General features: G+C 70.1%; 7 protein-coding genes and 1 pseudogene. All 8 read left to right on the top strand.

Annotated elements, in window-relative coordinates; genetic code table 11:
• Positions 1 to 490, top strand: a pseudogene (locus FNQ90_RS06275) (NAD(P)-dependent oxidoreductase); the annotation flags it as partial.
• Between the two features lie 98 nt (positions 491 to 588).
• On the top strand, positions 589 to 1494 hold the full coding sequence (locus tag FNQ90_RS06270) for a 5-dehydro-4-deoxyglucarate dehydratase (protein WP_182605352.1): 906 nt from the start codon (positions 589 to 591) through the stop codon (positions 1492 to 1494).
• Entirely contained in the window at positions 1491 to 2699 is a 1209-nt protein-coding gene (locus tag FNQ90_RS06265; protein WP_323379803.1) for a mandelate racemase/muconate lactonizing enzyme family protein, read from the top strand. Before FNQ90_RS06270 ends, FNQ90_RS06265 begins: the two co-directional genes overlap by 4 nt.
• Positions 2696 to 3853 carry a Gfo/Idh/MocA family protein gene (locus tag FNQ90_RS06260; protein ID WP_182605351.1) on the top strand — a complete coding sequence of 386 codons (1158 nt, stop codon included), beginning with the start codon at positions 2696 to 2698 and terminating at the stop codon, positions 3851 to 3853. The genes FNQ90_RS06265 and FNQ90_RS06260 overlap by 4 nt, the downstream gene beginning before the upstream one ends.
• Positions 3850 to 4818 carry a carbohydrate ABC transporter permease gene (locus FNQ90_RS06255; protein ID WP_182605350.1) on the top strand — a complete coding sequence of 323 codons (969 nt, stop codon included), beginning with the start codon at positions 3850 to 3852 and terminating at the stop codon, positions 4816 to 4818. Before FNQ90_RS06260 ends, FNQ90_RS06255 begins: the two co-directional genes overlap by 4 nt.
• Complete coding sequence (locus FNQ90_RS06250) at positions 4808 to 5737, top strand: carbohydrate ABC transporter permease (RefSeq protein WP_182605349.1); 930 nt, start codon at positions 4808 to 4810, stop codon at positions 5735 to 5737. The genes FNQ90_RS06255 and FNQ90_RS06250 overlap by 11 nt, the downstream gene beginning before the upstream one ends.
• A gap of 57 nt (positions 5738 to 5794) precedes the next feature.
• Entirely contained in the window at positions 5795 to 7087 is a 1293-nt protein-coding gene (locus tag FNQ90_RS06245) for an ABC transporter substrate-binding protein (protein ID WP_182605348.1), read from the top strand.
• A gap of 42 nt (positions 7088 to 7129) precedes the next feature.
• A complete protein-coding gene (locus FNQ90_RS06240) occupies positions 7130 to 8443 on the top strand; it encodes a Gfo/Idh/MocA family protein (RefSeq protein ID WP_182605347.1) in 1314 nt (437 codons plus the stop codon).
• Positions 8444 to 8488: the final 45 nt, after the last annotated feature.

The following is an 8488-nucleotide window of genomic DNA, read 5'->3' as shown; positions in this document are numbered from 1 at the left end:
ACCCTGGAACGCCTACAGCCTCTCCAAGCTCGCAGCCGAGCAGACCATGGCCTCCTTCGCCCTCGCCGCCGGGGACGCCACCCGCTTCGCGGCGGTCCGCCCCTGCTTCGTCATCGCCCCCGAGGAGTGGGCCGGCGCCCCGACTCAGACCGGTCACACCCTGACCGAGCGGCTGGACGACCCCTCGCTCTCCGCCGCCTCGCTGTTCAACTACCTGGACGCACGGGACGGCTCCGACCTGATCGAGCGCCTGCTGGAGGCGCTCCCCTCGATCCCCAACGGGGAGGTCTTCTTCGCCGGCGCCCCCGACGCCCTGGCCCGTGAACCCCTCGCCGAGCTGCTGCCCGGCTTCCACCCCGGGACGACGGAGGCCGCCGCCGCCCTGACCGGCACCGAGCCCGCGTTCTCCAGCGCCAAGGCCGAGCGCCTCCTGGGGTGGCGGGCCACCCGCAGCTGGCGCACCGAACTGGTCACCGAACCGGTCACGTAACCGGTCCCCCGAATCCTCCGACTCCGGTCGTCGCGTCCCGCTGGAGCGGGACGCCGGCCCGCCACATCCGCCCCCGGCACGATCTTGATGGGAATCCGATGAAACTCACGGGAGTCCTCTTCTTCCCGGTCACCCCCTTCGACGGCAACGGGGAGGTGGACACCGACGCCCTCGCCCGCCACGTGGCCACCGGTGTGGAGCACGGCACGGGCGGCGTCTTCGCCGCCTGCGGCACCGGTGAGCTGACCTCGCTCTCCCGCGACGAGCAGGCGCTGGTGGTGCGCACCGCCGTCCGGGAGACCGCCGGTCGGGTGCCGGTGCTCGCCGGCGCCGGCGGCCCGCTGGGCACCGCGCTGGACCACGCCCGGGCCGCCGCCGAGGCCGGCGCGGACGGTCTGCTGCTGCTTCCCCCGTGGCTGGCGCAGGGCCCGGCCGAGGGGCTGCGCGAGTACGTCGCGGCCGTCGCCTCGGTGGGCCTGCCGGTCATCCTCTACCAGCGCGGACCGCTGGTCCTCTCCCCCGCCGAGGCCGTGGAGCTGGCGCGGATACCCGGCGTGGTGGGCCTGAAGGACGGCCTGGGCGACATCGACCGCGTCCAGCGCATCGTGCTGGCGGTGCGCGCCGCGCTCGGTGAGGACTTCACCTTCTTCAACGGTCTGCCCACCGCCGAGCTGACCCAGACCGCCTACCGCGCGATCGGCGTGGACCTCTACTCCTCGGCCGCGTTCGCCTTCGTCCCGGAGGTCGCCACCGCCTTCAACCGCGCGCTGGAGAACGATCCGGAGCTGGTCGGGCGGCTGCTGAACGACTTCTACGCCCCCCTGGTGGAGCTGCGCAGCACGGTCCCCGGTTACGCGGTGTCGCTGGTCAAGGCCGGCCTGCGGCTGCGCGGCCACGATGTGGGCGCGGTGCGGCCCCCGCTGGTGGACCTCGGCCGGGAGCACCTGACCGAGCTGTCCCGGATCATCGACGCCGGTCTGGCCCTGGCGAGGGCCGCGTCGTGACCACCTCCTCCGCCCCGCTCACCCGGGAGACGGGGGTCACCGGGTTCGGCGGCATCACTCCCTCTCCCCCGGCGGCACCGACCGGCCCCCCGCCGGTGACCGGGTTGCGGGTCCGTGCCTTCCGCGTGGACCTGCCCCGGCCCTGGGGGCCCGACGTGCCGGCCAACCACGTCGTCCTCGCCGAGGTGACGCTGGCCGACGGTCGGGCCGGGACCGGCTTCACCTGGACCCCGCAGGTCGGGGCGACCGCCGTGCACGCGCTGCTCACCGGTGACGTGCGTGACGCCCTGATCGGGCTGCCCTCCCACCCGGAGACCGTGTGGGACGCCCTGTGGGCCCACCTGCACGAGGCGGGAGGCGGCGGCATCCCCACCCTGGCCATGGCCGCGGTGGACACCGCCCTGTGGGACCTGCGGGCCCGGGCGGCCGGTCACACCCTGGCCGACGAGCTGGGACGGCGGCGCGACTCCGTGCCGGTCTACGGCAGCGGGGTGAACCTGCACTACCCGCTGGAGGAACTGGTCGACCAGGCCCGCCGCTGGGCCGCGGCCGGCTACCCGGCGGTGAAGATCAAGGTGGGGCACCTCGACCCGGCCCGGGACGTCGAGCGGGTGGCGGCCGTGCGCGACATCGTCGGCCCCGACGTGCGCCTGATGATCGACGCCAATCAGCGCTGGGACCTGTTCCGCGCCCGGCGGGCGCTGCGGGCACTGGCCGACCTGGACCCGCACTGGATCGAGGAGCCGCTGCCCGCCGATGACCTCACCGGCCACCTCCGGTTGCGCGAGGAGTGCGGCGTCCCGCTGGCCGTCGGCGAGAACATCCGCACCGTGCACGGTTTCCGGGACTGGCTGGCCGCCGGCGCCTGCGACGTGGTGCAGCCCAACCTCGCCCGGGTCGGCGGCATCACGCCCTTCCGCCGGATCGTCGAGCTGGCCCGGGTCCACGACGTCCCCGTCTACCCCCACCTGCTGCCGGACATCTCGGGCCAGCTGGCCTGTGCCCTGCCCTCCCCCGCGATGGTGGAGGAGGTCGAGGACGCCTCCTTCGCGGCCCTCGGCATGCTGCGCGAGCCGTTTCCGGTGCGGATCGAGGGGTCGAGGCTGCGGCTGACCGGCACCCCGGGCCACGGAATGGATTTCGACACCACCGGACTGACCGTGGTCGCGGACGACGCCGGACCGACCGCCGGAGGTGGCCGATGAGCCGACCGTTGCGGGTGGTGGTGGCCGGGATCCACGGGTACGGCCGCACCTATCTCCCCGCCCTGCGGGAGCTGGCCGCCGAGGGCGCCGCCGAGCTGGTCGGGGTCTGCGATCTGCGTCCGCCGACCCCGGAGCAGACCGCCGGGCCGGCCACGCCGGAGCACTCCGCGGATCTCGGCTCACTGGTGGCCGCCACCGGCGCGGACATCGCCGTGGTCGCCACCCCGCTGCACACCCACGCCGACCTGGCGATCCGCGCGATGGCCGCCGGTGCCCACGTGCAGTTGGAGAAACCGCCCGCCTCCTCGATGGCGGAGTTCGAGCGGATCACGGCGGCCTGTGCCGAGTACGACCGGGTGGTCCAGGTGGGTTTCCAGTCCCTGGGCTCGGGAGCGCCCCGGGCGGTGCGCGAACTGATCGCCGACGGGGCGATCGGGGCGATCCGGGGCATCGGCTGCGCCGGTGCCTGGTCCCGGGACACCGCCTACTACGGACGGGCCGCCTGGGCCGGCCGCCGCACCCTGGACGGGATGGAGGTGGTGGACGGCGCCCTCACCAACCCCTTCGCCCACGCGGTGGCCACCGTGCTGGCGCTGGACGGCGGGGAGATCGCCTCGATCGAGACCGAGCTGTACCGGGCCTTCGACATCGAGGCCGACGACACCTCCTGCCTGCGGGTGCGCACCACGGGCGGGACCACGGCGGGGGCACCGCTCGTGGTGGCGGTCACCCTGGCCGCCCCCGAGCAGCGTCCGCCCGGGATCACCGTCCATGGGGAGCGGGGCCGCATCGTGCTGCGCTACACCCTGGACGAGGTCACGGTGGAGCGCGACGGCGAGCCGCCCGTGACCACCACGCACGGCCGCGAGGTGCTGCTGCGCACCCTCGTCGACCACCTGGCCGCGCCGGATTCCGCCGACCGGCCCCCGCTGACGGTACCGCTCTCCGCGACCCGCCCCTTCATGCGTGTCCTGGAGGCCGTGCGCACCGCACCCGATCCCACCCCACTCCCGGCGGACGACCTGCCGGGCGAGAACGGCGCCCGACGCCGGGTGGTGCCCGGGATCACCGACATCGTCACCATCGCGGCCGGGGAGTGCGTGCTCTTCTCCGAGCTGCCGCACTTCCCCGGACTCATCGGGAGGCCCGCATGACCGCCGTACAGGTGCCGCCGAAACAGGCGTTGCCGCAACCCGTCTCCCTGGTGCCGGATCCCGAGCACAAGCGGCAGAGCCGGCGCAGGCGACGCAGGGAGTCGCTGACCGCGCTGGCCTTCCTGGCCCCGTGGTTCGTGGGTCTGATCGTGATCACCGCCGGTCCGCTGCTGGCCTCGCTGTACCTGTCCTTCACGGACTACAGCCTGCTGGGCGACCACGAGTGGGTGGGCCTGGACAACTACACGCGGATGTTCGACGATCCGCGGTTCGTCAAGGCCCTGACCAACACCGCGATCTACGTGTTTGTCTCGGTGCCGTTGCAGCTGTCCTTCGCGTTGGCGCTGGCGCTGATCCTGGACCGGGGCGTGCGGGGCCTGCCGATCTACCGGTCGATCTACTACCTGCCCTCGCTGCTGGGCAGCAGTGTGGCCATCGCCATCCTGTGGCGGAAGGTCTTCGGCGCGGACGGTCTGGTCAACGACTTCCTGGGGTTCTTCGGAATCCAGGGAACGAGCTGGGTGTCGAATCCCGACACCGCCCTGGGCACCCTGATCGTGCTGAATGTATGGACTTTCGGTTCACCGATGGTCATCTTCCTGGCGGGCCTTCGGCAGATTCCGGCGAGTTATTACGAAGCGGCCTCGATCGACGGCGCGGGGAAGATTCGACAGTTCTTCTCCATTACGCTTCCCCTACTGACTCCCATCATCTTCTTCAACCTGATCCTCCAGTTGATCAACGCCTTCCAGTCCTTCACCCAGGCGTACGTGGTCAGTGGTGGAAACGGAAGTCCGGCGGACTCGACGCTCTTCTACACGATGTATGTGTACGAGCGCGGATTCAACGCCTGGCAGATGGGATACGCCTCCGCGATGGCATGGGTTCTGGTGCTCATCATCGCCTCCCTGACCGCAGTGAACTTCCTGATGTCCAAGTATTGGGTGTTCTACAATGACAAATAAAACCCGTACGAAGCCGGACTCCGGAAAGCGGTCCGGATCGGGAGCCCACGCCGCCCCGCTGAACGACACCCTCCTCGCCCGGGCCCTGTTGGCCGTGCGCGGAAAGAAGCTCCTCACCCACATCGGGCTGATCCTCTTCGGCCTGGCGATGCTGTACCCCCTCCTGTGGATGATCTCCAGCGCCCTGAAGCCGGAGGAGTTGATCTTCCGGGAGCAGGGCCTCATCCCCACCAGCATCACCTTCGAGAACTTCGGCGCCGGTTGGAACGCCCTGCGACACCCCTTCGGCCACTACTTCATGAACTCGGCGATCATCACCGCCGGGGCCGTGGTGGGGAACCTGCTCGCCTGCTCGCTGGCCGCCTACGCGTTCGCCCGGTTGGAATTCCCGCTGAAACGGTTCTGGTTCGCCGTCATGCTCGGTTCCATCATGTTGCCGCTGCACGTGGTGATCGTGCCGCAGTACATCCTGTTCTCCGAGCTGGGCTGGATCAACACGTTCTATCCGCTCATCGTGCCGAAATTCCTGGCGACGGACGCGTTCTTCATCTTCCTCATGGTGCAGTTCATCCGTACACTTCCCAGGGACCTGGACGAGGCGGCCCTCATCGACGGAGCCAGCCACTGGCGCATCTTCAGCAGAATCATCATTCCGCTGTCCATGCCCGCCCTGGCCACCACCGCCATCTTCACCTTCATCTGGACCTGGAACGACTTCCTGAGCCAGCTGATCTTCCTGACCAACCCCGATGTGCACACCGTCCCGGTGGCGCTGCGCACGTTCCTCGACTCGAGTGGCGAATCCTCCTGGGGACCCATGTTCGCCATTTCGGTACTGTCCCTGGGACCGATCTTCGGATTCTTCCTCGCCGGACAGAGATACCTGGTCCGCGGTATCGCGACCACGGGCCTGAAGTAAGCCGCGGATTCATCAGCCGCACTGCACGAGCACGACCCGAATTCAAAGGAGAGTTCCGTGTTCCACCACAAGAAGAGAATCTGGCCGGTGCTGCTGGTGACCGGCGCACTGACCTTCTCCGCCGCCTGTGCCGGTGACGACAGCGGCTCCGGCTCGGGGGACGGCGGCGACGGTCAGGTCACCATCCGGTTCAGCTGGTGGGGTGACGACTCCCGACACCGCATCACCGAGGAGGCCATCGCCCTCTTCGAGGAGAAGAACCCCGACATCAAGGTGCAGGGCGAGTACTCGGCCTGGGACTCCTACTACGACCAGCTGACCACCCAGGTCGCCTCGAACGACGCCCCCGACGTCTTCGCCATCGAGATCCGTCGTCTCGGCGAGTTCGCCCGGCGCGGCTCCCTGGCCGACCTCGGCGGCCTGGTGGACACCTCCGACCTCAACGAGCAGTTGCTGCCCTCGGGCAATGTGGACGATGTCCAGTACGCCATCCCCACCGGTGCCAACACCTTCGCCGTCATGCTGAACAGGGCGGTGCTCCAGGACGCGGGTCTGGAGGTGCCGGACGACACCTCCTGGACCTGGGAGGAGTACCTCGAGCTGAGCGCGCAGGTCACCGAGAACACCGACAGCGGTGTCTACGGCACCCAGATCAACTTCAACGACGCCTACCTGCGGGTGTTCGCGAACCAGCGCGGCGAGGACTTCTACACGGACGACGCCATGGGCATCTCCGAGGAGACTCTCGCCGACTGGTTCCGGTCGCACCTGGACCTGATGGAGGCCGAGGCGGCCCCCGACGCCGCCCGGAGCACCGAGATCGGTTCCACCGGCGTGGAGACCTCGCTCATCGCCACCAACACCGGCGCGATGGGCATGTGGTGGAGCAACCAGCTCAACGCCATGACCACCGGCTCGGGTGAGGAGGTGGAGGTGCTGCGGATGCCGAGGGAGGCCGGCGCCGACACCTCCGGAATGTTCCTGCAGCCCACCATGTTCTGGGCCGCCGCCGAGTCCGGCTCCCACCAGGAGGCCGCCGGCAAGCTGATCGACTTCCTGGCCAACGACCCCGACGCCGCCCGCATCCTGGGCAGCGACCGCGGCCTGCCGATGAACGACGCGGTGCTGGAGGAGATCCGCGACGAGATGCCGGAGACCGACATCGCCTCGCTGGAGTTCATCTCCGCCATGGAGGGCGAGCTGACCGACCCGCCGCGGGCCTACCCGGCCGGCGCGGGTGAGATCCCGAACATGCTCCAGCGCTACGGCGAGGAGGTCATCTTCGGACGGATGTCGCCCGAGGAGGCCGCCTCCGCCTTCCTCTCCGAGGCCGACAACACCCTCGGCTGAGCAGCATCACCCGCCGACCCGATCCGGAAGAGAGAACCTCACGTGAACCGCCGCTACGCCTTCGTCGGCCTCGGCCATCGCGCGCAGATGTATGTGGACGCGCTGCTCGGGGACTGGAGCGACACCGGTGAGATCGTCGCCCTGTGCGACACCAACCGCACCCGGATGGAGTACTACAACGACCGGATCGCCGCCGCCGGTCGTGACCGCGTCCCGACCTTCGGGCCGGACGGCTTCGACGAGATGATCAAGGACGCCGACACCGTGGTGGTGGCCACGGTGGACGCCACCCACGCCCACTACGTCTGCGCCGCCCTGGACGCGGGCCGCGACGTGGTGGTGGAGAAGCCTCTGACGGTGGACGCGGCCGGCTGCGAGGCCATCGCGGCGGCGGCCGAGCGCAGCACCGGCCGGATCATCGTGACCTTCAACTACCGGTACTCCCCGCGCAACTCCGCCGTTCGCCGGCTGATCGCCGAGGGGCGGATCGGCGAGGTCACCTCGGTGCACTTCGAGTGGGTGCTGGACACCATCCACGGGGCGGACTACTTCCGGCGCTGGCACCGAGAGAAGTCCTCCTCCGGCGGCCTGTTCGTGCACAAGGCGACCCACCACTTCGACCTGGTGAACTGGTGGCTGAACGCCCGACCGGAACTGGTCTTCGCCCAGTCGGAGTTGCGCTTCTACGGCGGCGACAACGCCCGCGCCCGGGGGTTGTCGGAGCGCCCGGAGCGCGGTCAGGGCAGCCCGGGACTGGGCGCCGACCCCTTCATCCTCGACATCTCCGCCGACGAGCGCCTCAAGCGGCTCTACCTGGACGCCGAACACGAGGACGGGTACGTCCGGGACAGGGACGTCTTCGCCGACGAGATCGACATCGAGGACAACATGTCGATGCTCGTGCGGTACGACAACCGCGCCCTGCTGACCTACTCGCTCAACGCCCACGCGCCGTGGGAGGGGTACCGGGTCTCCTTCAACGGCACCGGCGGGCGGCTGGAGTTGGAGGTGTGCGAGCGGTCCTGGACGCCGCCCCACGCGGCGATCGATCCGAGTGCGGCGAGCAAGGAGCACGCGGCGGGGGCATGGGAGAAGTTGGTGCTGCACCCGCACTGGAGCGAGGCCGAGGAGATCTTGATCGAGCAGGGCGCCGGCGGACACGGCGGCGGGGACCGGTTGCTGCTGGACGACGTCTTCCGGGGTCCGGGCGAGGACCCACTGGCCCGGCAGGCGGGATACCGCGACGGCATCCGCAGCGTCCTGATCGGGGCCGCGGGCAACATCTCGGCCCGCACCGGACTGCCGGTGACCCTCACCGACGAGGGCACCCGGCTGGTGCCGCCGGCCGCGGGCTGAACCCGTCCCCGGCCCGCACCGGGAGGGACTCGGTCCCCCTGGCGG

The sequence above is a fragment of the Streptomyces alkaliphilus genome (assembly GCF_014141535.1).
In the GTDB taxonomy this organism is placed as follows: domain Bacteria; phylum Actinomycetota; class Actinomycetes; order Streptomycetales; family Streptomycetaceae; genus Streptomyces; species Streptomyces alkaliphilus.
The sequence above is the reverse complement of the archived record's forward strand: the minus strand, read 5'-3'. Positions and strand labels throughout refer to the sequence as shown.